The organism is Pseudomonas sp. S2_A05 (assembly GCF_054668485.1).
The window spans coordinates 3065757-3092239 of sequence record NZ_CP162775.1; the positions used below are offsets into that span (position 1 = coordinate 3065757).

Here is a 26483-nt window from a genome sequence, read left to right on the forward strand (position 1 = left end):
TGATTACTCGTCAGCGCCCTTGTCGATCACTTTACGGCCACGGTAAACGCCTTCTGGCGATACGTGGTGACGCAGGTGAACTTCACCAGTGGTTTTTTCTACAGACAGGGTGCTAGCCTCGAGAGCGTCGTGCGAACGGCGCATGTCACGGGCAGAGCGGGATTTTTTGTTCTGCTGAACAGCCATAATTGATTAACTCCTAAACGTTTGGGTCACGCTTTAACTGCGCCAATACACTGAACGGGTTGGACCGCGTTACCTCGTCCTCGCTCGGTTCGGGCTCATCTGCTCCCGCCGGCTGCTGGCATTCTTCCGGATGATGAGCAGGCACAATGGGCAAGGCGAGCAGAAGCTCCTCCTCGATCAGTGACTGCAGATCCAATGGATCTTCGCCCAGTTCCAGCACGTCATAACCTTTCGGCAACGACTGGGTATTCGCACCCTCCTTCACCACCGCGTAACTGCATTCGCTGTGGATCGGCAGGGTGACCAGCTCAAGACAACGCTGGCAAACCATTTTGACTTCGGTGTCGATAAAGCTGTGGATGACCACAGACTTACGTTCATCTCGTTCAAAAACGAATTTGGCCTGCACCGTACCGACATCGTCGGAAAGCGGGTCGCAGAGTCTCTTCAAATCGGCCAGCAGCAGTTCACCTTGAAGGGTGGTGCCACGGTCAGCCAATTTGCGCGGGTCAACGTGAGGTGGAATCGGGTCATTCAACATAGGCGCAGCATTATAGGGATGCACCCAACCATGTCAAAGGAAATTGTGCCCTGTCCGTCACTTGCGCGCCTCCGCTAGAATCCGCACCTGCCTCAGGAGACGTCCATGCTGCCTTTATTACTCGCTTCAAGCTCGACTTATCGCCGCGAATTGCTCGCCCGCCTGCACCTGCCGTTCGTCTGCAGCTCGCCGGACATCGACGAAAGCCACCGCCCGGGCGAATCCGCGATCGATCTGGTCAAACGCCTCGCTGAGGAAAAAGCCCGCGCCCTGGCGGACAGCCACCTTGCTCATCTGATCATTGGCTCGGATCAGGTTGCCGTCCTCGGCGAACACATCATCGGCAAGCCGCACACCTTCGAGAAGGCTCGCGAGCAATTGATGGCGGCCAGCGGCGCGAGCGTGACCTTCCTGACCGGCCTGGCGCTGCTCAACAGCCAGACCGGGCAATGCCAGGTCGACTGCGTGCCGTTTACCGTGCACATGCGCCAGCTGGATCAGGCACGCATCGAGCGCTATCTGCGCATCGAGCAGCCGTACGACTGCGCCGGCAGCTTCAAGGCCGAGGGACTCGGCGTAAGCCTGTTTCAATCGACCGAAGGCCCGGATGCCACCAGCCTGATCGGCCTGCCGCTGATTCGCCTGATCGATATGTTGTTGGTCGAGGGTGTGCAAATCCCTTAAAGCAAAAGATCGCAGCCTTCGGCAGCTCCTACACCGATTGTGCAAGAGCTGCCGTTGACCTGCGATCTTCTGACCTTGAAACGATTTACCGCAACGAAGGCCCGTGAAACCCCATCCACATCGCCAACTGCTCGGCCACGCTGGCGCCGAGCTTTTTCGAGAAGCGATCGAACGGCGATTCCTGCACGGTGAAGTCCACCAGCTCCTTCTCGCCAATCACATCACGCGCCACCGAACTGGCATTGCCCAAGCCATCGATCAGGCCTAGCGGCAGCGCCTGCTCACCCGACCAGACCAGCCCGGAAAACAGCTCCGGATGCTCTTTGTCCTTCAGACGATCGCCACGGCCCTGCTTGACGCTGTTGATGAACTGCTTGTGCGTGGTGTCCAGCACGCTTTGCCAGAATGCGGTTTCTTCAGGCTTTTGCGGCTGGAACGGATCCAGGAATGCCTTGTGCTCGCCCGAGGTATAGGTGCGGCGCTCAACCCCGAGTTTTTCCATGGTGCCAACGAAACCGTAACCCGCCGCCGTCACGCCGATCGAGCCGACCAGACTGGCCTTGTCGGCATAGATCTGATCCGCCGCGCTGGCGATGTAATAGGCGCCCGAAGCACCAAGATCGGAAATCACTGCGTAGAGCTTGATCTCCGGATGCAACCCACGCAGACGCTTGATCTCGTCATAGACATAGCCAGACTGCACCGGACTGCCACCCGGGCTATTGATGCGCAGGACCACGCCCTTGACCTTCTTGTCTTCGAACGCCGCACGCAGGCTGCCAACGATATTGTCGGCGCTGGCCGGCTCCTTGTCGGCGATTACGCCGTCGATCTCGATCAACGCCGTGTAGTTCGGGCCGCGGGTGGCGGTTTTTTCCATGTCCATCAGCGGCGTGAACAGCAGCAGCGCAACAAACAGATAAACAAACGTCAGCAGCTTGAAGAAAATCCCCCAGCGCCGCGAACGGCGTTGTTCCTGCACGCCGGCCAGCAAAGTCTTTTCCAACAGCTTCCAGCTTTTCGCGTCACCGTCGTCGGCACTTGCCTTGGCCGGTGCTTTCCATTCGTCGGTCATGCCATCTACCCCAGCAAAAACGTATTAAGCCTGCTGACCCAGCCAGGCGTGCAATTCAGAAAAACGGTCGATCGACAGGCGCGGCTCGAACTGTTGCAGGGACTCGATCGATTGCGCGCCGTAACTGACCGCCACCGAATCCATCCCCGCGTTGCGTGCCATCAGCAGATCGAACGACGAATCGCCGACCATCAACGCCTGCTCCGGACGTACGCCGCAGTGCCTGACGATCTGCTCAAGCATCAGAGGGTGTGGCTTGCTGGCAGTTTCATCGGCGGCGCGGGTGATATCGAAATAATCTTCCCAGCCATTGGCCTTGAGCACCCGATCCAGTCCGCGACGGTTCTTGCCCGTCGCTACCGCCAGGTGATAACCCTGCTCGCGAAACGATGCCATCGACTCGACCACGCCCTCGAACAGCGGCGACGGCACGGCTTCGGCAGCGATGTAGTGATCGGCGTAATATTCGCGAAACGCGAGCATTTCTGCGTCGCTGATTTCGGGGTACAGCGTGCGAATCGCCTCCGGCAAGCCGAGACCGATGATGCCTTTGACAGCGAAGTCATCGCGCAGCTCGAAACCGGAACGCCCGGACGCCGAGTGCATGGCCTCGACGATCCGATGGATGGAATCGGCGAGGGTGCCGTCCCAGTCGAAAATCAGCAGCTTGTAATCAGATGGGCGCACTCAATCGCTCCACGGTCTTGGCCCACATTTCATCGACGGGCGCTTGCAGATTCAGCTTGCCGCCGTCGGGCAGCGGCACCGTCAGCATGTAGGCGTGCAGGAACAGACGCTTACCGCCCAGATCGCGGATTTCCTTGGTGAAATCCTCGTCGCCATACTTACTGTCACCGGCAATGCAATGGCCAGCATGCAAGGTGTGCACGCGAATCTGGTGGGTACGACCGGTAACCGGTTTAGCTTCGACCATGGTGGCAAAATCGCCGAAGCGGCGCAGCACCTTGAACAGCGTCAGGGCTTCTTTGCCTTCATCGTTAACTTCGACCATGCGCTCGCCGGAGCGCAGATTGCTCTTGAGCAACGGTGCGCGAACCTGCTTGATCGAGGTTGCCCAGTTGCCACGGACCAGCGCCATGTAGCGCTTGTCGACGCCGTCGCCGCGCAACTGCTCGTGCAGGTGGCGCAACATGCTGCGTTTTTTGGCGATCATCAGCAGGCCGGAGGTGTCACGGTCCAGACGATGAACCAGCTCCAGTTCCTTGGCGTCGGGACGCAACTGACGAAAGGCTTCGATCACGCCGAAATTCAGCCCGCTGCCGCCGTGAACCGCAATGCCGGCGGGCTTGTTGATCACGATCAGGGCCTTGTCTTCGAAGACAATCGAGGCTTCCAGGCGCTGCAACAGCCCCTGGGCCAGCGGCACCGGTTCGTCGCGCTCAGGCACGCGAACCGGCGGCACGCGCACGATGTCGCCGGCCTGCAGCTTGTATTCGGGCTTGATCCGACCTTTGTTCACGCGCACTTCGCCTTTGCGCAAAATGCGGTAAATCAAGGTCTTGGGCACGCCCTTGAGCCGGGCGAGGAGAAAGTTGTCGATTCGTTGGCCGGCATACTCCGGCGAGACTTCAAGCAGTTGAACGCCTGGAGTCGAAGGGGCAGTAGTTGTCATGCCGCGGATGATAACAATTTTTATGGAATTGAAGCACTTAATCATTGCTGCTATAGTCGCGAACGCCGCCAAAAGCGGCCTGGACAGCGGAACCACGGTCAAAGACCGGCCCTGACCAACGCAATTCACCAGGGCGCGAGGCCGTCCTACGGGGCTTTCGCTACGTAACGGTGGAGTTTGCGGTTGTAACGAGCGCAGGTGACATGAGGCCTGAATTACACCGCCGGGCAGAGTTCTGACTCGCCAGGCAGGCGACATTCGAGGCCAGTTCACAAAGTGCAGTCGACTGCGAATGACCCCGAGCGATTGCTTCGGAAACATCGCCTGAATTAGCCATGATGCGTGACCTCCCCTTTCGGAGCTCACGGTAAATGCCAACCCGCTGCGGATTCTGCGCGCGGCAGCACCCGAATTATCAGGGATACGTGTAGGGTGGAGATGCACAACCGCCGGACTGTGTAGCAACAAGCTTTGATCAAGACGCTTCATCTCGTCCACAGCCGCTGGTTGATTCCTCCTCCTGACTGAGTGCTTAAGTAGCCACAGCAAGCAGGACGCGTACGTCGCGGTATCGGCCCAATTGGCCGCACATCGCTGGACACGGGAATGGCCAACCACTCCCGACGCACCTGACACCGACCGTGAGAAGTCGTGTGTGCCGAACGCCGTTTCCGGCAGCCCGGAAACCGACGGTACTACATGAAAAGAATGCTGATTAACGCAACTCAACCCGAAGAGTTGCGTGTTGCACTGGTAGATGGCCAACGCCTCTACGACCTGGACATCGAATCCGGTGCACGCGAGCAGAAGAAGGCCAACATCTATAAAGGCCGTATCACTCGCATCGAACCAAGCCTTGAGGCTGCCTTTGTCGATTTCGGCTCCGAGCGCCACGGCTTCCTGCCCCTCAAAGAAATCTCCCGCGAATACTTCAAGAAAGCCCCAGAAGGCCGCGTCAACATCAAGGACGTCCTGAGCGAAGGCCAGGAAGTCATCGTTCAGGTCGAGAAAGAAGAACGTGGGAACAAGGGCGCCGCCCTGACCACCTTCATCAGCCTGGCCGGTCGTTACCTCGTACTGATGCCGAACAACCCGCGTGCCGGCGGCATCTCCCGTCGCATCGAAGGCGAAGAACGCAACGAACTGCGTGAAGCGCTGAACGGTCTGGTTGCTCCGGCCGACATGGGTCTGATCGTGCGCACTGCCGGCCTGGGCCGCAGCAGCGAAGAAATGCAGTGGGACCTTGATTACCTGCTGCAACTGTGGACCGCCATCAAAGAAGCCTCGCTGGATCGCTCCGCGCCATTCCTGATCTACCAGGAAAGCAACGTGATCATCCGCGCCATCCGCGATTACCTGCGCCAGGACATCGGCGAAGTGCTGATCGACAGCGTTGAAGCCCAGGACGAAGCCCTGACCTTCATCCGCCAGGTGATGCCGCAGTACGCCAGCAAGATCAAGCTGTACGAAGACAGCGTGCCACTGTTCAACCGTTTCCAGATCGAAAGCCAGATCGAGACCGCGTTCCAGCGCGTCGTCGAACTGCCTTCCGGCGGCTCCATCGTCATCGATCCGACCGAAGCCCTGGTGTCCATCGACATCAACTCGGCGCGCGCCACCAAAGGCAGCGATATCGAAGAAACCGCGCTGCAGACCAACCTTGAAGCCGCCGAAGAAATCGCCCGTCAGTTGCGCCTGCGCGACATCGGCGGCCTGATCGTCATCGACTTCATCGACATGACCCCGGCCAAGAACCAGCGCGCCGTGGAAGAGAAAGTCCGCGAATGCCTGGAAGCTGACCGCGCCCGTGTGCAGATCGGCCGCATCTCGCGTTTCGGTCTGCTGGAAATGTCCCGTCAGCGCCTGCGTCCATCGCTGGGCGAAAGCAGCGGCATCGTCTGCCCGCGTTGCAACGGCACCGGCATCATCCGTGACGTTGAATCGCTGTCGCTGGCCATCTTGCGCCTGATCGAAGAAGAAGCCCTGAAAGACCGCACCGCCGAAGTTCGCGCGCAAGTGCCGATCCCGGTCGCTGCGTTCCTGCTCAACGAAAAACGCAACTCGATCACCAAGATCGAACTGCGCACCCGTGCCCGTATCGTCATTCTGCCGAACGATCACCTCGAGACGCCGCACTTCGAAGTTCAGCGCCTGCGTGACGACAGCCCGGAAGCCGCGACCAACCAGTCCAGCTACGAAATCGCTGCGGCCGCTGCCGAAGTCGAAGAAGTCCAGCCAGCCGCTGCGACCCGCACTCTGGTTCGCCAGGAAGCTGCAGTGAAAACTGCGCCGGCCCGTGCCAACGCTCCGGTGCCGACTGAAGTTGCACCTGCCGCACCTGCTCCGGCATCGGTTGCCGCACCTGAGCCAAGCCTGTTCAAGGGCCTGGTGAAGTCGCTGGTCAGCCTGTTCGCCACCAAGGAAGAGCCAGCCGCACCGGTCGCTGTCGCGAAACCGGCTGCCACCGAGCGTCCTGCCCGCAACGAAGAGCGTCGCAACGGTCGTCAGCAGAGCCGCAACCGCAACGGTCGCCGCGATGAAGAACGCAAGCCGCGCGAAGACCGTGCTCCACGTGAAGAGCGCGCACCACGCGAGCCGCGCGAAGAGCGCCAGCCACGCGAAGCCCGCGAGCCGCGTGAAACCCGCAGCGAAGCGCCGGTAGCCCGCGAAGAGCGCGCACCACGTGCCCCGCGTGAAGAACGTGCACCGCGTGCACCGCGTGAAGATCGCAAGCCGCGTGGCGAGCGTGAAGAACGCGTGCGTGAACTGCGCGAGCCGCTGGACGCCGCGCCAGCCGCAGCCGCAGCTGTTGCTGCCGTGACCGCTGAAGAGCGTCCGGCCCGTCAGCCACGCGAAGAACGCGCCCCGCGTCCGCCGCGTGAAGAGCGTCAACCGCGTGCCGAGCAGGCCGCTGCTGCCGTTGCTGAAGAAGAAGTGAACAGCAACAACGAAGAGCAACTGCCGGAAGACTGTCAGGACAACGCCGAAGGCGATCGTCCACGTCGTCGCTCCCGTGGCCAGCGTCGTCGCAGCAACCGTCGCGAGCGTCAACGTGATGCCAACGGCAACGTGATCGAAGGTTCGGAAGAATCCGAGTCCGCTGAAAACGCTGGCGAGCCAAGCACTGCCGATCTGGCCGCTGGCCTGGCCGTCACCGCCGCCGTAGCCAGCAGCACCATCAGCGCTCCGGCAGAAGCCGAAGCTCACGAGCAGGCTGAACGCGCCACTGCCGCCACACTGGAAACCGCTCCAGTCGAAGCGCCGGTTGTCGAAGCCACCACTCCAGTGGAAGTGACTGCTGCACCGGAAATCGAAGTCGCCCCGGTCCGCGAAGCTCAGCCTCAGGTTGAAGCGCCTGCCGAACCGGAAGCTGTCGTTGAAGCGCCAGTTGCTGAATCCGAACCAGCGACCGAAACCGTCAGCGAAAACGTGACCAAAACCGTGCGTGAAGTTCGCGAAGAGCAGACTGCGTTCAACTGGGTTGCCGAGCCAGCTGTGACCGAAGCTCCAGCGCCAGTCACTGAAGCCGAAGTACCGCAGGCCATGGTTTCCGAACCAGTAGTTGTAGCGGCCGAACCGGCTCCAGAGCCAGTGGTTGAAGCACCAGCTGTCGAAGCACCAGTTGCAAAAGCTCAGGCTGAAGAAGCACCAGCCGCAGTCGAAGCGCCAGCCCCGGTGGTTGAAGCTCCGGCTCCGGTCAGCGCCCTGACGCCAAACGGCCGTGCGCCAAACGACCCGCGTGAAGTGCGTCGTCGCAAGCGTGAAGCCGAGCGTCTGCAGAAGGAAGCCGAACTGGCTGCCGCTGCAGCGCCAGTGGCTGCCGAACCAGCCGCTGCGGCTGAAGTGGTCGAGGCAGCCCCTGCCCCGGTCGCGGAAGAAGCATCGGTTGAAGCGGTGATCGCTGAAGCACCACGCTCCGTTCAGGACGCGGTTGAACAGCGCGAAGAAGCCCAGGAAAAAGAGCACGAGCCTAAACCACTCGTGTAATTCCTGAAGCCATTAAAAAGCCCCGCCCGGTGAAAGCCTGGCGGGGCTTTTTATTGCCTGAAATACCAGCATCATCCACAACCTTTGTGGGAGCGAGCCTGCTCGCGAAAGCGCTAGGTCAGACAATATTCATGTAGCTGAACCAGCGCATTCGCGAGCAGGCTCGCTCCCACAAGGAATTTCAACACGGCTCAGGGCCGAGGAAATACCAGAGATTCAGGCACATCGATATCCCACAACACCCCCGGATCTTCCACCGCTACTTCCACCACCCTACCCTGCGCAAACAACGGCCGTGCGCCACGATCGCCGGTCAGCGCCTGCAACTGCGCGGCAAACGAACGGCCAAACCCCACCGGATGGCCAAACTCGCCACCCCGCACCGGCACGCTCACCGCATCATCAGCCATCGCCGCGACCACTCGCTCAATACTCGATGGCAAGATAAACGGCATATCGCCGAGCACAATCAACCAGCCATCAGCGTCAGGGCAAGCGGCAACACCTGCAGCGATGCTGTCGCCCATGCCGGTCGACTCGATTGACACCACGTCGCAGCCATATGCCTGGGCCATGCGCATCGCCTGTGGTCGCGCTTCGGTGGTGACCAGTACGCGCTTGTCGAGACTGGCCGGCAGGTTCACCAGCACCTGCTCGATGACCGAACGCACCGCGCCGTCACGCCCGGTGCAGTCAGCGAGCAATTTGTCTTTGTCGGGGCCGGCGATCTGGCGAAAGCGTTTGCCCTCGCCCGCCGCCAGCACGATCACTGCGATGGATTGGCTCATGCACCCTCCAGCGTTTTTTTCTGTTTCAGCTCCACACCGTTCTTGATCGCGACAATTTCCGCCAGCAAGGACAAAGCGATCTCTGCCGGCGAATGACTGCCGATGTGCAGGCCGATCGGCCCGTGCAAGCGATCAATCGACGCTTGCGACAAGCCTAGCTGAGCGAGGTTTTCCCGGCGCTTCTGGCTGTTGACCCGCGAACCGAGCGCGCCGACGTAAAACGCCGGCGAGTCGAGCGCGGTGAGCAAAGCCATGTCATCCAGGCGTGGATCGTGAGTCAAGGCGACAATCGCCGTGCGCTCGTCGGTCTGGATGTTCAGCACAGATTCATCCGGCATGCCGGGGACGAAACGGCCATGCTGCTCTTCCCAGCCGTAAACGAACTCGGTGCGCGGATCGCAGATCAGCACTTCGAAATCCAGCAGCCGCGCCATGTCGGCGACGTAGCGCGACAACTGCCCGGCACCGATCAGCAACAAGCGCCAGCGCGGGCCGTAAATCGCTCGCAGAGTCTTGCCGTCGAACACCAGCGAATCGGACTTGCTCGCCGGAGCCAGCCGCACCTCGCCGGTTTCGATGTTCAGTTCTCGGGCGACGATTTCATGGTTTTCGCAACGCTGCAGCAGCTCGGCGACCCACGCCGGGTCACCGACGCGCTCTTCGGTCAGGCGCAGGGTGCCGCCGCAAGGCAGGCCGAAACGCGCGGCCTCTTCGCGGGTCACGCCGTAGGTAATCATCTGCACTGGCGGACCATCGGTGGCAATGCGGCCGTCGTGCAGCCGCGCGATCAGGTCATCTTCGACACAGCCGCCTGACACCGAACCGATCACCACGCCGTCCTCGCGCAAGGCGAGCATGGCGCCGGGCGAGCGCGGCGCGGTGCCCCAGGTCTGCACCACGCTGAACAGCACCACCCGTTGCCCGGCGCGGCGCCACTCGAGGACGCTGCGCAGGACGTTGAGATCGACGCTGTCCATTTACGCCTCCGCCTTCTGCCAGCCTTGTAACTGATAACGCACCGGCAGATTGCGGATACGCTTGCCGGTGGCGGCGAAGATCGCGTTGCACAGCGCCGGAGCAATCGGCGGCACGCCCGGCTCACCAACGCCACCCAACGGCACGTCACCCGGCGGCGTGACCAGATGCACCGCGACTTCCTTGGGCGCCAGCGACATGCGCGCGACCTCGTACATATGGAAGTTGTCCTGCTGGACCTTGCCGTCCTTGAAGCTGATCTCACCGAGCACAGCGTTGCCCAGGCCCATGACGCACGCGCCTTCGAACTGCGAACGGATGCGCTCAGGGTTGATCTGCGGCCCGCAGTCCACGGCGATGTCGGCCTTGTGCACGATCAGTGAACCGTCATCCTTGACCTCGACTTCGATCACCGCCGCGACATAGGTGACGAAGCTGTAATGCACTGCCAGACCGAGGCCACGACCCTTGGGCAGTTTGCGTCCCCATCCGGCTGCCTTGGCGGCGGTTTCCAGCACGGTGCGCATGCGCCCGGTGTCGATCGGATAACGCTCGGGCGATTCGCCGTAGTTCCACTCTTCGCTCAAGGTGCGAGGATCGATCTGCCGGTCCGGGCCGAGCAATTTGATCTGGTACTTGAGCGGATCCTCCCCGGCCTTGTGCGCCAGTTCATCGACGAAACTCTGAATCGCGAAGCCGTGGGGAATGTTCGACACCGAGCGATACCAGCCGACCCGCGTGTGTACCTTGGCTTCGGGGTTTTCCAGGCGCACGTTGGGAATCGCGTAGGCCATGTTGGTAAAGCCCATGCCCAGCTCGAACGCCGCCTCATGGTTCATGTCCGGCGCAAACAACGCGGTGATGCTCGGCGCCACGGTACGATGCAGCCAGCCGGACGGCATGCCGTTCTTGTCGATGCCCGCCTTCAGATATTCCGCCGACACGGTGTGGAAATACGAGTTGTGGATGTCGTCTTCGCGCGTCCACTGCACCCGTACAGCCTTGCCCGGAAATTCCTTGGCGAGAATCGCCGCTTCGACGACGAAGTCCGGTTTCGACTTGCGACCGAAACCACCGCCCAGCAATGTCACGTTGACGGTGACCTTTTCGAACGGCACGCCAAGACGCTCGGCGATGCGCTCACGGGTGACCTGCGGTGCCTGACTCGGCGCCCAAGCCTCGCAGACGCCGTCCTTGTAACGGGCGATAGCAACCATCGGTTCCATCGGCGCCTGCGCCAGGTGCGGCAGGTAATACGACGCTTCGAGAGTGCTGGCAGCGCCGCTCAAGGCCTTGTCGATATCACCGGTGTTGCGCACCACTTTGCCGGCCTTCAGCGACGCGGCTTCAAGCTCTTTGCGATAGGCAATCGAGTCATAACTGGCATTCGGGCCGTCATCCCACTCGATCTTCAGCGCCTCGCGGCCCTTGATCGCCGCCCAGGTATTGCTGGCCACAACCGCGACGCCGCCTAGTGGCTGGAACTCCGACGGCAATGGCCGGCCTTCGATCTGCATGACTTTTAGCACGCCAGGGACTTTCAGTGCGGCGCTGTCATCGAGGCTTTTGACCTTGCCTCCATAAACCGCCGGGCGAGCGATGGTGGTGTAGAGCATGCCATCGAAATGCACATCGGCGCCGTACACTGCGCGGCCATTGACGATATCGGCACCGTCGATGGCCTTGGTGCCTTCCTTGCCGATGTAGCGAAATTCCGACGGCTGCTTGAGACGCAGGCTGTCACGCGCCGGTACTGCCAGCGCACTGGCCGCAGCGGCGAGTTCGCCGTAGCCCAGTTCGCGGCCGGACGGTTTGTGAATGACCTTGTGCAGTTGCGCATGGCATTCGCCAACCGGCACTTTCCACTGCGCAGCGGCCGCCTGTTCAAGCATGGTTCGCGCGGCGGCGCCGCAACGACGCATCGGCTCGTACCAGTGACGCATGCTGCGCGAACCATCAGTGTCCTGGTTGCCGAAGCGCACTTCGTCGCCCGGCGCCTGCTGCACTTTGACCTGTGCCCAGTCGGCCTCGAGCTCATCGGCAACCACCATGCTCAGGCTGGTGCGCACGCCCTGGCCCATTTCCGAACGGTTGCAAACCACGGTGACGCTGCCATCGGCAGCAATGCTCACGTAGACTTTGGGATCGTCGATCCAGCCATTGGGCATGCCATCGGCGCCAAACTTCTTCGCAGCGTCATCGGCCAGCGCATCCTGCCAGCCCCAGCTCGCGGCGAGGACCAGCGCACTGGTGGCGCCGACGCCTTTGAGAAAGCCACGGCGGCTGAGGTTGCTCAGGGCGAAATCATTCGGGACGCGGCTCATGCCTTCACCTCCTTCAGTTGAGTGGAGGCCTGGCGGATCGCGGTTTTGATCCGGTTGTAGGTGCCGCAGCGGCAGATGTTGCCCACCATGGCTTCTTCGATCTGCTCGTCGCTCGGGTTCGGATTGGTTTTCAGCAGAGCGGTGGCCGACATGATCTGCCCGCCCTGGCAATAACCACATTGGGCCACGGCACTGTCGAGCCAGGCTTGCTGCACGACCTTGCCTACCGGGTCGGCGTGGAGATTATCGATGGTGGTGACGTTCTGACCAATTACCGAGCCGATCGGCGTGATGCAACTGCGTGCCGGCAAGCCGTCGATATGGATGGTGCAAGCGCCGCACAGGCCCATGCCGCAACCGAATTTGGTGCCGTTGTAACCGGCGACGTCACGAATCGCCCACAACAGCGGCATGTCTTCGGTGACATCGAGGGAGTGGTCTTGACCGTTGAGTTTCAGGGTAATCATGGGCACGCCCGCATATTTTTTAGTGGTTATGGGGTCGAGCAATCTGCCGCCGGAAAATCAGCGGTGGGTTCGCGCAGATCGACTCAGGCTAATCAGGCTCTCTTGCGCCGACGGGAACGTCTGCACCGGGCCTTTGGGTGGAGCAAATGGTTGGTATCGTTAGCTCGCTAAGTTAACCCAGCATTAACAAAAAAGCCCTGCACTTTTTCATCAGTGCAGGGCTTTTGATGGCGTCAGGCAAGCGTAGCCTCAATACCGATTGGGCTCCATTTCCAGTTCGACATGAAACCGTTCGGCGATGTCTTTCTGGATACGTTGCGCCAGGTCGAGCAGTTGCAGGCCGGTGGCCGTGCCGTAGTTGACCAGCACCAGCGCCTGCAACTTGTGCACGCCGGCGTCGCCATCGCGAAAACCCTTCCAGCCGGCGCGTTCGATCAGCCAGCCAGCGGCCAGTTTCATCTGCCCGTCCGCTTGCGGGTAAGCCACCAGATCCGGGTGCTGCGTTTTGATCTGCGTGACCACAGCGGCGGGCACCAGCGGGTTTTTGAAGAAGCTGCCGGCATTGCCGAGCACCGCCGGGTCCGGCAGTTTTTCGCTGCGGATGCTGCAGATGGCGCGGCTGACATCGGTGGGCGTTGGCTGCTCGATGCCCTGCTCGCTCAGGCGCTGGCGCACCGGGCCGTATTCCAGATGCAGGTGCGCGGCGCGATCAAGCTTGAAGCGCACCCGCAGAATCAGCCAACGTCCCGGCTGCTGCTTGAACAGGCTGTCGCGGTAGCCGAAATTGCAGTCTTCCAGACTGAAATCACGCAGCTCGCCGCTCTCGCGGTCCAGCGCGGTCAGGCCAGCAAACACGTCCTTGATCTCGACGCCATAGGCGCCGATGTTCTGCATCGGCGCGGCGCCAACGGTGCCAGGAATCAGGCTGAGGTTTTCCAGCCCGGCCAAACCTTGGGCCAGCGTGTGCTGCACGAATGGATGCCACGGTTCGCCCGCTTCCGCCTCGACCACCACGCGACTGCCATCATCGCTGAGCACGCGGATGCCGCGCGTGACCATGCGCAGCACCAACGCCGGAATATCCGCCGTCAGCAGCAAGTTGCTACCGCCGCCGATCACCAGCAACGGCACGTCATGGGACGCGGCATAGGCCAGCGCTTCGCGGACATCGTCATCGCTGTGGGCTTCGGCAAACAGCTGCGCGCGCACATCGACGCCGAACGTATTGAAGGCCTGCAACGATACTTGCGGTTGGACCTGCAAACTCATAAACGGCCCTTCACTTCGATCAGCAACTGGTCGCAGGCCGCTTCGATCAGATCCAGCACCTGCTCGAAACCCTGATCACCGTCGTAATACGGATCCGGCACTTCATCGACCAGCCCGGCATAACGACGCAGGAACAGATCCAGCTCGGCCCTGCCGGTGGACGGCTGCAAGGCCTTGAGGTTGCGCAGATTGCTGTTGTCCATGGCGAGAATCAGGTCGTAGCTGGCGAAATCGGCCCGGCTGACCTGCTGCGCGCGTTGCGTCGACAGGTCATAACCGCGCAGTTTCGCCGCCGCCTGGCTGCGCTTGTCCGGCGGGTTGCCGACGTGCCAGTCACCGGTGCCGGCGGAGGCCACTTCGACCACATCCGCCAGCCCGGCTTCACGCAACTTGTGGCGCAACACGCCTTCGGCGGTGGGCGAACGGCAGATGTTGCCCAAGCACACAAACAGAACGCGCATCAGGCCCCCAGCAGGCGACGAACCCGCTCAAGGTCTTCGACGGTGTCGACACCGGTCGGCGGCGCGATCAGCGCGTCGGCAACATGGATACGCACGCCGTGCCACAAGGCACGCAGTTGCTCAAGGGATTCGGTGTTTTCCAGCCAGCACGGCCCCCAGCTCACGAAGTCGTGGAGGAACCCGGCGCGATAGGCATAAATACCGATGTGGCGGCGATAGGGCACGCCTTCCGGCAGCTGCTCGCGGCTCTTGGCAAATGCATCGCGTGCCCATGGCAAGGTTGCACGACTGAACGCCAGGGCCAGACCGTTGATATCGCTGGAAACCTTCACAACGTTCGGGTTGAACAGGGTTTCCACGTCTTCGATCGGCTCGGCCAGCGTGGCCATGCGCGCTTGGGTATGGGCAGCAAGGTTGGCGGCGACCTGGTCGATCACGCTCGGCGGAATCAACGGCTCATCGCCCTGGACGTTGACCACGATCGCATCAGGCGCAAGACCGAGTTTCGCTGCGACCTCGGCCAGACGATCGGTGCCGGAATTGTGATCTTCACGGGTCAGCACCACTTCGGCGCCGAAGCTTCTGCAGGCCTCGACGATGCGCGCATCGTCAGTCGCGACAACCACACGGCTGGCGCTGCTTTTGCTCGCCTGTTCCCAGACATGCTGGATCATCGGCTTGCCGGCAATATCCAGCAACGGCTTGCCCGGCAGACGGGTCGAGGCGAACCGCGACGGGATGACAACGGTGAAGGCTGTGGTCATTTATCCAGGCGCTCGTCGGTGGTCAGGGTGCGCGCTTCGCTTTCCAGCATCACCGGGATGCCGTCGCGGATCGGGTACGCCAGACCAGCGCCCTTGCTGATCAGCTCGGTCTTGTCGGCACTGAGCTTGAGCGGACCTTTGCACACGGGGCAAGCGAGGATGTCGAGCAATTTGGTGTCCATGAACATTCCCAGAAATAAAAGAGTTAAGGCAGCAGACGATCCGGCAACAGGCGCATCAGCTGAGTGTCGAACCAGGCCACGAAGGCTGGCGACGGCACGGCATCGACCGCCAGATACCACCAGTCGGCAGCAGCAAAGGCACGGCACTTCACCGCGTCCTTTTCGGTCATCACCAACGGCAATGACGGGGTGAAATTCAACGCCTGCACGCTGTACTCGGCGTGGTCGGCGAACGCATGGGCGATCGGCCGCCAGTCTAGCGCTTCGAGGGTATTGAAGAAACGTTGCGGATTGCCGATCCCGGCCACCGCATGCAGCGCTTGCCCGGGCGGGAAATGCTCCAGTGACTGACGTTCGCCGCTGCGCAGATTGACCAGGGCCGTGGGTTGCAGGCGGAAGGCGAAACCATCGTCGCGATCATCAAGGGCACCGTTGAACAGCACGCCATCGACACTTTGCAGGCGCTCGACCGGCTCACGCAACGGCCCGGCCGGCAGACAGCGCTGGTTGCCCAGGCCACGTGCAGCGTCGATCAGCACCAGTTCCAGATCCCGCGCGAGGCGATAATGCTGCATGCCGTCGTCAGACAGAATCAGGTCCAGCGGTTCACTGGCGATCAAGGCTTTGACGGCGGCGCTGCGATCGGGATCGATCATCAGCGGCACGCCGGTGCGCTGGACGATCAGCAACGGCTCGTCACCGGCAACCTCGGCGCTGTGCTTGGCCTCAACCCGCCACGGCAGTTGCGGCGGTTTGGCGCCATAACCACGACTGACCACGCCAACGCGCAGTCCACGGCGTCGGCAATGTTCGATCAGCCAGAGAATCATCGGCGTCTTGCCGGTACCGCCAACGGTGATATTGCCGACCACGATCAGCGGCACCGGCGACTGGTAGATCTCACCTTCACCATCGAGAAAGCGCTGACGCTTGTTGATCACCACGCGGCGATACAGCATTTCCAGTGGTCGCAGCAGCGTCAGGGCCGGGTGCCCCTGATACCACGCGGCGAGCAGGCGATCGGACAGGCTCATCAGGATTTCGGCGCCGCCTCGACCGTGGTCATGCGCAGATGGCTGAAACCGAGCTTGCCGGCCGCGTCCATGGCAGTGATCACCGATTGATGCTGGGCCTTGCCATCGGCACTGATCGACAGCGGCATGTTGGTGTCGCCGTTGGATTCTTTCTGCATGGCTTCCATCAGCGTCGGCAGATCATTCTTCGGCAGAATCTTGTTGTTCACCGAGAACACGCCTTCGGCACTGATCGCGACATCCAGCTGTTTGACCTGCTGATCTTCGGCGGGCGAACCGCTGACCGCTTCCGGCAGATCCACGCGCAACTGGGTTTCCCGAGTGAAAGTGGTAGTCACCACGAAAAACAGCAGCAGGATAAACACCACGTCGATCAGCGACGCGAGGTTGATGTCCACGGTTTCCCGGGGCTTGCGACGGAATTTCACGCTTTGCCCTCGGCCAGGTCGACATCACGGTCGCCCTGCACCACTTCCACCAGTTTGATCGCTTCCTGCTCCATGCCGACCACCAGCTCGTCGATACGACGTTGCAGGAAGCGGTGGAAGAACACCGCCGGAATACCGACCATCAGGCCCGCTGCGGTCGTGATCAGCGCTTTGGAAATACCGCCGGCCAGTACCGAAGCATTGGTGGTCATGCCGGACCCGGTGAAGGCACTGAAAATGTCGATCATGCCCAACACGGTACCAAGCAGGCCGAGCAACGGCGCCATGGCGGCGATGGTGCCGAGCGCGTTGATGTAGCGCTCGAGTTCATGAATGACCCGCGCGGCGGCCTCTTCGATGCACTCTTTCATGATCTCGCGACCATGCTTGGAATTGGCCAGGCCTGCGGCGAGGATTTCCCCCAGCGGCGAGTTGGCGCGCAATTCCTTGAGTTTTTCCTTGTTGAGCTGCTTGTCCTTGATCCAGACCCAGACCTGACCCAGCAGATGCTCAGGGGTGACGCGACTGGCGCGCAGTGTCCACAGGCGCTCGGCGACGATCGCCATGGCCGCGATGGAACTCAGAATGATCGGCAACATCATCCAGCCGCCGGATTTGACCAATTCCCACACAGTGACAGTCCCCTCGAAAAAGTGCGCCACTTTACCATACCGATCCGCGATTAAGACCCGCCGCCCCGACGACCGTGAGGTGGCACCCATGCTGGCACCGATCAACGGCCCGGGACCGGCGGATCGCGCCAGAAACGCCGCTGTTGCCGCATCGTCCACGGCGGCTTGAAGCTGCCCAGTTGCAAATGAATGGCACCTTGTTCGGCGCTGTCGTAGATGCGCAGACCTTGCTTGCGGTAGCGCGCCAGCACGGTGGGATGCGGATGACCGAAGGAGTTGCCGTGACCGCGGGAGATCAGCACTGATTCCGGCTGCAAGGCTTTCAACAGCGCCATCGACGATGAACTGCGACTGCCGTGATGTGGCGATTGCAGCCACTGCGTCGGCACGGCCAGCGGGCTGTCGAGCAGAACGCGCTCGGCGTGAATGTCGATGTCGCCGGTGAGCAGCAGGCGTTCACCGTTGGCTTCGATCTGCAATACACAGGAGCGCTGGTTGCTGTCATCGGCCGCCGACCATTGCCAGAGCTGGAACTGCACGCCATCCCACTGCCACTGTTCGCCACTTGCGCAGGCTTCGGCGTTCAGCTCCGGCGGCAGGTTTGGCGGATCGCCGCTGACCACGCGTTGCACGTTCAATCCACGCATGACCGCCCGGGCGCCGCCAGCGTGATCGGCGTCAGCGTGGCTGAGCAGCATCAAGTCGAGCGCTTGCACGTTGAGTTTGCGTAACGCTGGCAACACCACTCGCTCGCCGATATCGAAATCGCCGAAGCGCGGGCCGGCGTCATAGAGCAATGCGTGATGTCGCGTGCGCACAAAAATCGCCAAGCCTTGGCCGACGTCGATTTGCCAGACATCGGCTCGCCCTTCCTCTATTCGCTCTTGAGGCGGCAGTGCCAAGAGCAACAGCAGCGGCCAGCCCAACGGACGCATCGGCACGCCACGGGGCAACAGCAATAAAATCGCGCCAAGGCTGCCCAGGACCAACGCCCACCATGGAATGGCGGCCGGTATCCACGCCGGCCATTGCCCGGCAATCAGCGCCAGCCCGATAAACAGCCAGTCGATCAAACCACCGGCCAGCCACAACAGTCCTTCGCCAACATAAGGCACGGGCAGCAATAGCGTGCCGAGCAATGCCGGCGGCAGCACCACGAGGCTGACCCACGGAACGGCCAGCAGATTGGCTACAGGCCCGCTGACGCTGATGGGCAAGCTCAACGCCAGCAACACCGGACACAAGCCGATCGCGATCAGCCACTGCGCGCGGGTCTAGGTCTGCCACCACCGCCAGGCCCCCAGCCGCCCGCCGAAAGTGAAGATCAACACTGCCACCGCCGCGAAGGACAGCCAGAAACCTGGACGCAAACTGGCCAGCGGATCGAACAACAGCACGCCATTGAACGCCAGCAATAACGGCCACCACGCGCCGAGATGGCGAAAACGCAGGCGCCACAACAATACCAGCGCCACCATCACGCAGGCGCGCTGCACCGGCACATCGAACCCGGCGAGCAAGCCGTAACCCAGCGCCGCCGCGAATGCCAGGCCACACGCCCACGGCAACCAGGGCCAGCGCAACGGCCAGATTCCGAAACGCGCCAGCCCGGCAACCAGCAGATACATCACTGCGGCGAGCAAACCGATGTGCTGGCCGGAGATCACCAGCAGATGCACGGTGCCGGTGTCTTGCAGTACCTGCCAATCCTCGCCACTGAGCCCAGAGCCATCACCGAGCACCAGCGCTGCCAGCGCGCCCTCGCGTCCTTGCGCATCCACCGCCAGCAGGCGTTGGCGAACGCCGTCGCGCCATGCATGCCGGGCCTCAGCCAGGCGCTGGCCATCCTTGATCGTGCCGGTTGCGCCGATCCGTTGCGCGAGCAGCCAGGCCTCGTAGTCGAAGGCGTGCGGGTTGAGCAGGCCACCCGGGCGCTTCAACTTCACCGCCAGGCGCCAGCGTTCGCCGCTGTTGACCGGCGGCCCGGCGTACCAGGCCAGGCGCAGCAGCGATGGCAGTTTTTCGTGGCGTGAGCGCGCATCAGCCAGCTCGAAACGCACCACGCCATCGCTGTGCTGCGGTAAGCCGACCACGCGCCCTTCAAGCCAACGGGTTTCGCCGTCCAGGCTCGGTGGCAAGCGGTCATTTAGCGCCCACTGCGCGCCAACGCAGGCCCAGGTAAAGCCAAACAGCAAAAATGCCAGTGGAAAGCTGCGAAACGGCAGCAACATCAGCGCCACCATTGGCAGCACCAGCAACCAACCGACCGGCGGCAAGGCCGGCAAAAAAACCGGGGCCAGCAGACCGACTGCCAGCGCCATCATCCCTGTGCGCATATGCCCGTCCTTGAGAGTCCCCCCACTAGGCATAGCCGGTCTGCGGCACCACCGTCGTCAACAATTGTCACAAAGTCTGAATGGGCGGTTCGTAGAATCCAGACATACTTGCCGCCTTAACCGACCGAGAAGCCCTATGCCCCGGCGCTTATTCAAACGTTACATGCCCGACCCGACGAGCATCAGGGAACACAAATCCTTACGCTTTCTCGGCACGTTGCTGCATGACCCTAACCTCTGGCATCTCAACCGCCACTCGGTCGCCCGGGCGATGGCGGTCGGCCTGTTTGCGGCATTCCTGCCGATCCCGGCACAGATGCTGGTAGCGGCGGCATTGGCGGTGATGGTGCGCGGCAATATGCCAATCGCGGTGAGCCTGGTCTGGCTGACCAATCCGATCACCATGCCGGCGGTGTTTTTCTGCACCTACCAGGCCGGGGCGTTCCTGATGGATGTGCCGGCGCGGCATCTGCCGGACGAGTTGACCTGGGAATGGATCAGCGGTGAGCTGTCGACATTGTGGCAGCCGTTTTTATTGGGCTCGGTGGTTGTCGGCCTGGTGCTGGGCGTTCTCGCGTACTTTCTGGTGATGCTGTACTGGCGCTGGTGGGTGGCGCGGCAATGGCGGCGGCGCAAGCAAAGTCGGCAGAAATGAATGCAAAACGGCCTCCGCGATGGGAGGCCGTTTTTTGTTGTGTCTGGGCTGGCCCCTTCGCGAGCAGGCTCGCTCCCACAGAGAACATCATTCCAATGTGGGAGCGAGCCTGCTCGCGAAGAAGGTGACACGGTCGGGATCAGGTGCGCATTCCGCGTCCACTTACGAGCAACCGCGCACAGCCGAGATAAAGCACCACGGTCGCCACCAGCATGAAGGTGATGGCGATGCCTATACGGATATCCGAGACACCAAGGATGCCGTAGCGGAAGGCGTTGACCATGTGCAGCACCGGGTTGGCCAGCGACACGGTCTGCCAGAACGGTGGCAGCAAAGTGATCGAGTAGAACACGCCGCCAAGGTAAGTCAGCGGGGTCAGCACAAAGGTCGGGATGATCGAAATATCATCGAAGTTGCGCGCAAACACCGCGTTGATAAAGCCCAGCAGCGAAAAGATCGTCGCGGTCAGTACCACCACCAGGATAGTCACGCCGAGGTGATGCACCTGCAGATGGGTGAAGAACAGCGACAGGATCGTCACGATCAGACCCACCGCCAGACCGCGCAATACCCCACCAATGGTGAAGCCGATCAGGATCGTGTGCGGTGACACCGGCGAGACCATCAGCTCTTCGATCGAGCGCTGGAACTTGCTGCCGAAAAAGCTCGAGACCACGTTGCCGTAGGAGTTGGTGATCACTGACATCATGATCAGACCCGGCACGATGTACTCCATGTAGGTGAAGCCACCCATGTCGCCGATCTGTCGGCCGATCAGGTTGCCGAAGATCACGAAGTACAGAACCATGGTGATCGCCGGCGGCAGCAACGTCTGCGGCCAGATCCGCATGAAGCGTTTGACCTCGCGGTAGACGATGGTTTGCAGGGCGACGAGGTTGGGACCGAACTCGGAACTCATACCGCCACCTTCGACAGATTTTTCTCCACCAGGGACACGAACAACTCCTCAAGGCGATTGGTTTTATTGCGCAGGCTCAGCACTTCGATGTTCTGCTGCGCCAACTGGGTGAACAGCGCCGTGATGCCCATGGATTTGTCGACCTGCACTTCCAGGGTGTGGCCGTCGAGCAATCGGGCCGGGTAGCCGAGCAATTGCGGCGCAACGTGCAAGTCGTGTTTCAGGTCGAGCAAAAAGGTTTCCACGTGCAACTGGCCCAGCAACTGTTTCATGCTGGTGTTTTCGACGATGGTGCCGTGGTCGATGATGCCGATGTTGCGGCACAGCTGCTCGGCCTCTTCCAGATAATGCGTGGTCAGAATGATGGTGATGCCTTTCTGGTTCAGCTCGGTGAGGAAGGTCCACATCGAACGGCGCAGCTCGATGTCGACGCCCGCAGTCGGTTCATCAAGAATAAGCAGACGCGGTTCGTGCACCAGCGCACGGGCAATCATCAGACGCCGTTTCATGCCGCCGGACAGCGAACGCGATGGCACATCACGCTTGTCCCACAGCCCCAGCTGGGTCAGGTACTGCTCGGCGCGTTCCTTGGCGACTTTCGCCGGAATGCCGTAGTAGCCGGCCTGGGTCACGACGATGTCGAAGGTCTTTTCGAACTGGTTGAAGTTGAATTCCTGCGGCACCACGCCGATCGAGCGCTTGAGCGCCGCCGGGTTCTTGTCCAGGTCATGGCCGAAAATATTCACGGTGCCGCTGGTTTTGTTGACCAGGGTCGAGAGGATGCCGATGGTTGTGGATTTGCCGGCGCCGTTGGGGCCGAGCAAGGCGAAAAAATCACCTTCGGCGACGTCCAGATCGATACCACTCAAGGCCTGGAACCCGTTGCCGTAGGTTTTGGTTAGCTGCCGGATGGACAGAGCGGAACTCATATCGGATTTACGCACCAAGAAGGAAGGAAAGAAGTAAATAAGGGCGGGCGGCGAGGGAAACAACCGCGGCGCAAGTTCGCAATGGTGCTTGCCGCCGCCGAACAAGTACAGTCAAGTGTGTCGATAGTAATTATCAAGTCAACGCGGTCATGACCGCTTTCTGATAGGCCACACGCTGCTTCAAACGTTCATACCAGGCTTGCAGATGCGGTTGCGGGGCGCGCTCGATGGGCATTTCGAACCAGGCATAGATGAAGCTGCCCAACGGGATGTCGCCCATGCCGATGTCATTGCCGGAGAGATAAGGCTGGCTGATCAAGGCGTGGTCGGCCATGTTCAGCAGTTCATCGCATTCCTTGATCGCGGCGTTGATCGCCTTCCAGTCCTGCTTCTCGGCAGGCGTGCGCAGCACACCCCAGAACACCGTGCGAAACGGCCCGGCGAAACTCGACGTGGTCCAGTCCATCCATTTGTCCGCCGTGGCGCGGGCTTGCGCATCCGCCGGGTACCAAGCGCTGTCTGGGGCGTGCTTGGCCAGCAGGTAGCGAACGATGGCGTTGGATTCCCAAAGCACGAAACCGTCATCCTCGATCACCGGCACCCGGCCATTGGGGTTCATCGCGCGGTACTCGGGCGTATCGACCACACCGAACGCGCCGCCGGCATCGATGGCCTCGTAAGCCAGGCCCAACTCTTCGGCAGCCCACAAAGGCTTTCTGACGTTCGATGAATTTTTCCGTCCCCAGATCTTCAGCATGACCGCCTCTTTGCAAGTGAGTGGACGGCCAGCATACGCCGGATCAGGTGCGACTCAAATCAGTCTGCATGTCGCCCAACAGCACCGGCAGTTGCTCACTGAACAGATGCGGATAGCACTTTTGGAGGTGCTCGAAGAAGAACGTTTCCGGCACATCGGTGAACTGGCCGTGATCGAGCAGATATTCCATCAACTGCGCGCCATCACGGTTGAACGGGTGGAAAACGCTGTCGTTGACCCCGTCGAATTCCAGCGCTGCGACGTTGAACAGCTCGCACAGTTGCTGGTTGAACGCCGGCGTCGCCTTGACCCAGCGGCCGTCGAGAAACAGCTCGGTGTAGCCATGCATGGCGAACACGTCGCTTTTCAGCAACTCGAGCAGACGCGGCGTCGACAAATGATTGCGCACATCGGCCAGACCGATGCGCGCCGGGATCCCGCAATGCCGGGCACAACCGGCGAGCAGCGTAGCTTTCGGCACGCAATAACTCTCCCCCGCCGCCAGTGCGTAACTGCCACACAAAGTTTGCGGATCACGACTGAAGGTGTAGGGGTTGTAGCGCACCGCCTCGCGCACGGCGTAATACAGACTGATCGCCTGCTCACGCGGATCGTTACTGGCGCCGCGATGCTGATCGGCGAACTCCACCACCGCCGGGTGGTCACTATCGATGAAGCGGCCGGGGCTCAGATACTCGTGCATGACGGCAATCTCCTGGGTAAGCCACGAGTCTAGCGACAGCCTGAGCACAGAGATAACGACGTTTCGGCCAAACCTGAAAGCAAAGCTGCGCAGCAACGAACGATTTCCCACACGTGTTGCCCACCGAACCTACGAAAACCATCCGGGGTTTCCCACGATTTCAATCACCATGCTCTGACCACCCTTGTTTGCAGATGCCGTCTAAGCTCTGGAGGGTCGATTTGCCTTGGTTCACGGAGGACTGAATATGCTGTTGTTGTGGATACTGGTTTTGATCGTCGGCGTGGCGTATCTCGCCCATCGACGCATCGCCCCGCTGCCCGCGTTGGGCATCGTTGCGGCCTATCTCGTCGCCATGGGGATTTTCAGTCACGCGCCGGGCTGGCTGCTGTTTGTCTTCTGGGTCCTGTTGGCGGTGGTCGCCGCGCCATTGTTGCTGCCTGACCTGCGCCGCAAGCACTTCACCGCGCCGCTGTTCAACTGGTTCCAGAAAACCCTGCCGCCCATGTCACAGACCGAACGCGACGCGATCGATGCTGGCACCGTATGGTGGGACGGCGAGCTGTTCAGCGGCCGTCCGGACTGGGACAAACTGCTGTCCTATCCAAAAGTGCAACTGAGCGAAGAAGAACAAGCCTTCATCGACGGCCCGACCGAAGAACTCTGCGCAATGGTCAGCGACTGGCAGATCGGCCAGTCCATGGACCTGCCGCCCGAGGCCTGGACGCACATCAAGGAACATGGCTTTTTCGCCCTGATCATTCCCAAGGAATACGGCGGCAAAGGCTTCTCGGCCTACGCTCACTCACAAGTGGCAATGAAACTGGCGACACGCAGCGGCGACCTCGCCTCCACCGTGATGGTGCCCAACTCCCTCGGCCCTGCCGAACTATTGCTGCATTACGGCACCGACGAACAACGTAATCACTACCTGCCGCGCCTGGCCCGTGGCGACGATATTCCGTGCTTCGCATTGACCGGTCCGCTGGCCGGTTCCGACGCCGGCGCGATGCCCGACACCGGGATCATCTGCAAAGGCCAGTGGGAAGGACAGGAAGTCATCGGCCTGCGCCTGAACTGGGAAAAGCGCTACATCACCCTCGGCCCGGTCGCGACTCTGCTTGGCCTGGCATTCAAGGCTTATGACCCGGATCACCTGCTCGGTGAAGAAGAGGACCTCGGCATCAGTCTGGCGCTGATCCCGACCGATACCGCAGGTGTGGAAATCGGTCGTCGTCACCTGCCGCTGGGCGCCGCGTTCATGAACGGCCCGAACTCCGGCAAGGACGTGTTCATTCCGCTGGACTACCTCATCGGTGGTCAGGAAATGCTCGGCAAGGGCTGGATGATGCTGATGAACTGCCTGTCCGTCGGGCGTTCAATCTCGCTGCCAGCCGTCGGTACCGGTGCGGCCAAGTTCACCAGTCTGGTAACCGGCCAGTACGCGCAGATTCGCGAGCAGTTCAATGTGCCGCTGTCCGCTTTCGAGGGCATTCAGGAAGCCATGGCGCGCATCGGCGGTAACGCGTGGATGATGGACGCCGCCCGCATGCTCACCGCCAACGCGGTGGACCTGGGTGAAAAACCATCGGTGCTGTCGGCGATCCTCAAATACCACCTCACCGAACGCGGCCGCGAATGCATCAGCCACGCCATGGATGTGCACGGCGGCAAAGCCATCATCATGGGACCGAACAACTACCTCGGCCGCAGCTGGAACGGCGCGCCGATCTTCATCACCGTCGAAGGCGCGAACATCCTGTCGCGCAACCTGATGATCTTCGGTCAGGGCGCGATCCGTTGCCATCCGTTCGTACTCAAGGAAATGGCCCTGGCGGGTCGCGAGGACAAGGATCAGGCACTCAAGGAATTCGACGGTCTGTTGCTCAAGCACATCGGTTTCGCCGTCAGCAATGCCGCCAGCACACTGGTGCTGAACCTCGGCCTTGGTCACTTTGAACATGCGCCGGGCGACAGGATCAGCCAAGGCTACTTCCGCGCGCTCAACCGTCAGGCCGCCGCATTCGCGATGCTCGCCGACTTCAGCATGATGCTCCTGGGCGGCGAACTGAAACGCCGCGAACGCCTGTCGGCGCGCCTCGGCGACGTGCTGAGCAACCTGTATCTGGCCTCTGCGGCGCTCAAGCGTTATCACGACCTGGATTCGCCGGCGTACATGGAGCCGCTGTTCCGCTGGGCCATGGAAGAAAGCCTCGGCCAGTCGGAGCGTGCGCTGGATGAACTGCTGAGCAACTTCCCGAACAAAGTCTTCGGCTGCCTGCTGCGGGTCATCGTCTTCCCGTTCGGGCGCCGTCACAAAGGCCCATCGGACAAACTCGGCGCCGAAGTCGCTGCGGTCATCGGTCGCGCCAAAGGCGATCCGGCCCTCGAAGAATTGCTCGCCGGCTGCTACCGCCCGCAATCGGCGGACGATGCCGTGGGCGCGCTGCAACACGCCAGCGACCTGCTCAATGCCGCGCAACCGCTCCACAAGAAACTGCACACCGCACTGAAGAGCGGCCAGGTCAAACCGGCAGCCGGCGAACACGCCATCGATGCCGCGCTGGAAGCCGGCGTGCTGCAAGCCGTCGAAGCGCAAAGCCTGCGCGACGCCGAAGCGGCCCGCCGCAAGGTGATCGACGTCGACGATTTCGCCAAAGAAGAACTGACCCAGGCAGAGGGCAAAGTCCGCTGAACCCGGTTTATGTGAAAAAACGGCGCGAGGGCTTTATACTCCCGCGCCCGTTTTGCTCT

At 61.4% G+C, this 26483-nt stretch carries 24 protein-coding genes and 1 pseudogene; 4 read left to right on the top strand and 21 right to left on the bottom strand.

Translation table 11 applies throughout. From position 1 onward, the window contains the following. Positions 1–3: 3 nt before the first annotated feature. Entirely contained in the window at positions 4–186 is a 183-nt protein-coding gene (gene rpmF, locus AB4O12_RS13935) for a 50S ribosomal protein L32 (protein ID WP_003179396.1), read from the bottom strand. A gap of 13 nt (positions 187–199) precedes the next feature. Continuing rightward, positions 200–727, bottom strand: a complete 528-nt coding sequence (locus AB4O12_RS13940) for a YceD family protein (RefSeq protein WP_003204262.1) — start codon at positions 725–727, stop codon at positions 200–202. A 105-nt stretch (positions 728–832) separates the two neighbouring features. Here AB4O12_RS13940 and AB4O12_RS13945 point away from each other — a divergent pair, with 105 nt between their 5' ends. After that, the gene (locus tag AB4O12_RS13945) at positions 833–1411 is read left to right on the top strand and encodes a Maf family protein (protein WP_236168400.1); all 579 of its coding nucleotides are present in this window, start codon (positions 833–835) and stop codon (positions 1409–1411) included. 85 nt (positions 1412–1496) lie between these two features. Here the strand turns inward: AB4O12_RS13945 and sppA are convergent, their stop codons facing one another. The 3 genes from sppA to rluC are packed head-to-tail and all read right to left on the bottom strand — an operon-like array spanning position 1497 to position 4119. After that, positions 1497–2486 (bottom strand): signal peptide peptidase SppA, encoded by a 990-nt coding sequence (sppA, locus tag AB4O12_RS13950; RefSeq protein ID WP_056788236.1) that lies wholly within the window; start codon positions 2484–2486, stop codon positions 1497–1499. Between the two features lie 24 nt (positions 2487–2510). Beyond that, entirely contained in the window at positions 2511–3173 is a 663-nt protein-coding gene (locus tag AB4O12_RS13955) for an HAD-IA family hydrolase (RefSeq protein WP_095181622.1), read from the bottom strand. Continuing rightward, a complete protein-coding gene (gene rluC, locus AB4O12_RS13960; RefSeq protein ID WP_016770994.1) occupies positions 3160–4119 on the bottom strand; it encodes a 23S rRNA pseudouridine(955/2504/2580) synthase RluC in 960 nt (319 codons plus the stop codon). The genes AB4O12_RS13955 and rluC overlap by 14 nt, the downstream gene beginning before the upstream one ends. Before the next feature lie 699 nt (positions 4120–4818). On the opposite strand from rluC, the gene rne reads away from it, so the two are divergent. Next, a complete protein-coding gene (gene rne, locus AB4O12_RS13965; RefSeq protein WP_460058785.1) occupies positions 4819–8106 on the top strand; it encodes a ribonuclease E in 3288 nt (1095 codons plus the stop codon). Positions 8107–8297: 191 nt separating this feature from the next. Here rne and AB4O12_RS13970 read toward each other — a convergent pair whose 3' ends face one another. The 12 genes and pseudogenes from AB4O12_RS13970 to AB4O12_RS14025 form a co-directional block, all read right to left on the bottom strand. After that, entirely contained in the window at positions 8298–8894 is a 597-nt protein-coding gene (locus tag AB4O12_RS13970; protein ID WP_056788227.1) for a nucleotidyltransferase family protein, read from the bottom strand. Then, positions 8891–9871, bottom strand: coding sequence for an XdhC family protein (locus AB4O12_RS13975; RefSeq protein ID WP_460058787.1), 981 nt, complete (start codon positions 9869–9871; stop codon positions 8891–8893). Before AB4O12_RS13975 ends, AB4O12_RS13970 begins: the two co-directional genes overlap by 4 nt. Beyond that, positions 9872–12193: a xanthine dehydrogenase family protein molybdopterin-binding subunit gene (locus AB4O12_RS13980; protein WP_460058789.1), complete on the bottom strand. Its 2322-nt coding sequence runs from the start codon at positions 12191–12193 to the stop codon at positions 9872–9874. After that, positions 12190–12660 (bottom strand): (2Fe-2S)-binding protein, encoded by a 471-nt coding sequence (locus tag AB4O12_RS13985; RefSeq protein WP_041479453.1) that lies wholly within the window; start codon positions 12658–12660, stop codon positions 12190–12192. The genes AB4O12_RS13980 and AB4O12_RS13985 overlap by 4 nt, the downstream gene beginning before the upstream one ends. A gap of 249 nt (positions 12661–12909) precedes the next feature. Further along, positions 12910–13929 carry a UDP-N-acetylmuramate dehydrogenase gene (murB, locus tag AB4O12_RS13990; protein WP_150637629.1) on the bottom strand — a complete coding sequence of 340 codons (1020 nt, stop codon included), beginning with the start codon at positions 13927–13929 and terminating at the stop codon, positions 12910–12912. Next, complete coding sequence (locus tag AB4O12_RS13995) at positions 13926–14390, bottom strand: low molecular weight protein-tyrosine-phosphatase (RefSeq protein WP_076563814.1); 465 nt, start codon at positions 14388–14390, stop codon at positions 13926–13928. Before AB4O12_RS13995 ends, murB begins: the two co-directional genes overlap by 4 nt. Next, complete coding sequence (kdsB, locus tag AB4O12_RS14000; RefSeq protein ID WP_460058792.1) at positions 14390–15154, bottom strand: 3-deoxy-manno-octulosonate cytidylyltransferase; 765 nt, start codon at positions 15152–15154, stop codon at positions 14390–14392. The genes AB4O12_RS13995 and kdsB overlap by 1 nt, the downstream gene beginning before the upstream one ends. Beyond that, complete coding sequence (locus AB4O12_RS14005) at positions 15151–15336, bottom strand: Trm112 family protein (protein ID WP_003179363.1); 186 nt, start codon at positions 15334–15336, stop codon at positions 15151–15153. The genes kdsB and AB4O12_RS14005 overlap by 4 nt, the downstream gene beginning before the upstream one ends. Positions 15337–15359: 23 nt before the next feature. Further along, a complete protein-coding gene (gene lpxK, locus AB4O12_RS14010; RefSeq protein ID WP_460058794.1) occupies positions 15360–16370 on the bottom strand; it encodes a tetraacyldisaccharide 4'-kinase in 1011 nt (336 codons plus the stop codon). After that, entirely contained in the window at positions 16370–16798 is a 429-nt protein-coding gene (locus AB4O12_RS14015) for an ExbD/TolR family protein (RefSeq protein ID WP_041479458.1), read from the bottom strand. The genes lpxK and AB4O12_RS14015 overlap by 1 nt, the downstream gene beginning before the upstream one ends. Then, entirely contained in the window at positions 16795–17430 is a 636-nt protein-coding gene (locus AB4O12_RS14020; protein ID WP_016771007.1) for a MotA/TolQ/ExbB proton channel family protein, read from the bottom strand. Before AB4O12_RS14020 ends, AB4O12_RS14015 begins: the two co-directional genes overlap by 4 nt. 101 nt (positions 17431–17531) lie before the next feature. Continuing rightward, positions 17532–19766: pseudogene (locus AB4O12_RS14025) on the bottom strand (DNA internalization-related competence protein ComEC/Rec2). Positions 19767–19902: 136 nt separating this feature from the next. Here AB4O12_RS14025 and AB4O12_RS14030 point away from each other — a divergent pair. Then, positions 19903–20421, top strand: a complete 519-nt coding sequence (locus tag AB4O12_RS14030; protein WP_039760200.1) for a DUF2062 domain-containing protein — start codon at positions 19903–19905, stop codon at positions 20419–20421. A gap of 139 nt (positions 20422–20560) precedes the next feature. Here AB4O12_RS14030 and AB4O12_RS14035 read toward each other — a convergent pair whose 3' ends face one another. The 4 genes from AB4O12_RS14035 to AB4O12_RS14050 all read right to left on the bottom strand — a co-directional run bounded on the left by AB4O12_RS14035 (position 20561) and on the right by AB4O12_RS14050 (position 23729). Beyond that, a complete protein-coding gene (locus AB4O12_RS14035) occupies positions 20561–21340 on the bottom strand; it encodes an ABC transporter permease (RefSeq protein ID WP_056788203.1) in 780 nt (259 codons plus the stop codon). Beyond that, positions 21337–22269 carry an ABC transporter ATP-binding protein gene (locus tag AB4O12_RS14040; RefSeq protein WP_076563818.1) on the bottom strand — a complete coding sequence of 311 codons (933 nt, stop codon included), beginning with the start codon at positions 22267–22269 and terminating at the stop codon, positions 21337–21339. The genes AB4O12_RS14035 and AB4O12_RS14040 overlap by 4 nt, the downstream gene beginning before the upstream one ends. Positions 22270–22402: 133 nt before the next feature. Further along, complete coding sequence (locus tag AB4O12_RS14045) at positions 22403–23026, bottom strand: glutathione S-transferase family protein (RefSeq protein ID WP_305381319.1); 624 nt, start codon at positions 23024–23026, stop codon at positions 22403–22405. Positions 23027–23069: 43 nt separating this feature from the next. Further along, positions 23070–23729 (bottom strand): transglutaminase-like domain-containing protein, encoded by a 660-nt coding sequence (locus tag AB4O12_RS14050; RefSeq protein ID WP_252876732.1) that lies wholly within the window; start codon positions 23727–23729, stop codon positions 23070–23072. Between the two features lie 247 nt (positions 23730–23976). Here AB4O12_RS14050 and AB4O12_RS14055 point away from each other — a divergent pair, with 247 nt between their 5' ends. Next, positions 23977–26424, top strand: a complete 2448-nt coding sequence (locus AB4O12_RS14055) for an acyl-CoA dehydrogenase (RefSeq protein ID WP_423664925.1) — start codon at positions 23977–23979, stop codon at positions 26422–26424. The last annotated feature ends 59 nt before the right edge of the window (positions 26425–26483 follow it).

What these genes read in the sequence shown, in the direction of transcription:
- AB4O12_RS14045 (WP_305381319.1), bottom strand. Translation starts at nt 23,026, where the DNA reads ATGCTGAAGATCTGGGGACGGAAAAATTCATCGAACGTCAGAAAGCCT.
- sppA (WP_056788236.1), bottom strand. Translation starts at nt 2,486, where the DNA reads ATGACCGACGAATGGAAAGCACCGGCCAAGGCAAGTGCCGACGACGGT.
- AB4O12_RS14040 (WP_076563818.1), bottom strand. Translation starts at nt 22,269, where the DNA reads ATGAGTTCCGCTCTGTCCATCCGGCAGCTAACCAAAACCTACGGCAAC.
- AB4O12_RS14005 (WP_003179363.1), bottom strand. Translation starts at nt 15,336, where the DNA reads ATGGACACCAAATTGCTCGACATCCTCGCTTGCCCCGTGTGCAAAGGT.
- AB4O12_RS13985 (WP_041479453.1), bottom strand. Translation starts at nt 12,660, where the DNA reads ATGATTACCCTGAAACTCAACGGTCAAGACCACTCCCTCGATGTCACC.
- AB4O12_RS13975 (WP_460058787.1), bottom strand. Translation starts at nt 9,871, where the DNA reads ATGGACAGCGTCGATCTCAACGTCCTGCGCAGCGTCCTCGAGTGGCGC.
- murB (WP_150637629.1), bottom strand. Translation starts at nt 13,929, where the DNA reads ATGAGTTTGCAGGTCCAACCGCAAGTATCGTTGCAGGCCTTCAATACG.
- AB4O12_RS13970 (WP_056788227.1), bottom strand. Translation starts at nt 8,894, where the DNA reads ATGAGCCAATCCATCGCAGTGATCGTGCTGGCGGCGGGCGAGGGCAAA.
- AB4O12_RS14030 (WP_039760200.1), top strand. Translation starts at nt 19,903, where the DNA reads ATGCCCCGGCGCTTATTCAAACGTTACATGCCCGACCCGACGAGCATC.
- rpmF (WP_003179396.1), bottom strand. Translation starts at nt 186, where the DNA reads ATGGCTGTTCAGCAGAACAAAAAATCCCGCTCTGCCCGTGACATGCGC.
- kdsB (WP_460058792.1), bottom strand. Translation starts at nt 15,154, where the DNA reads ATGACCACAGCCTTCACCGTTGTCATCCCGTCGCGGTTCGCCTCGACC.
- rluC (WP_016770994.1), bottom strand. Translation starts at nt 4,119, where the DNA reads ATGACAACTACTGCCCCTTCGACTCCAGGCGTTCAACTGCTTGAAGTC.
- AB4O12_RS13980 (WP_460058789.1), bottom strand. Translation starts at nt 12,193, where the DNA reads ATGAGCCGCGTCCCGAATGATTTCGCCCTGAGCAACCTCAGCCGCCGT.
- AB4O12_RS14050 (WP_252876732.1), bottom strand. Translation starts at nt 23,729, where the DNA reads ATGCACGAGTATCTGAGCCCCGGCCGCTTCATCGATAGTGACCACCCG.
- lpxK (WP_460058794.1), bottom strand. Translation starts at nt 16,370, where the DNA reads ATGAGCCTGTCCGATCGCCTGCTCGCCGCGTGGTATCAGGGGCACCCG.
- AB4O12_RS13995 (WP_076563814.1), bottom strand. Translation starts at nt 14,390, where the DNA reads ATGCGCGTTCTGTTTGTGTGCTTGGGCAACATCTGCCGTTCGCCCACC.
- AB4O12_RS14055 (WP_423664925.1), top strand. Translation starts at nt 23,977, where the DNA reads ATGCTGTTGTTGTGGATACTGGTTTTGATCGTCGGCGTGGCGTATCTC.
- rne (WP_460058785.1), top strand. Translation starts at nt 4,819, where the DNA reads ATGAAAAGAATGCTGATTAACGCAACTCAACCCGAAGAGTTGCGTGTT.
- AB4O12_RS14035 (WP_056788203.1), bottom strand. Translation starts at nt 21,340, where the DNA reads ATGAGTTCCGAGTTCGGTCCCAACCTCGTCGCCCTGCAAACCATCGTC.
- AB4O12_RS13940 (WP_003204262.1), bottom strand. Translation starts at nt 727, where the DNA reads ATGTTGAATGACCCGATTCCACCTCACGTTGACCCGCGCAAATTGGCT.
- AB4O12_RS13945 (WP_236168400.1), top strand. Translation starts at nt 833, where the DNA reads ATGCTGCCTTTATTACTCGCTTCAAGCTCGACTTATCGCCGCGAATTG.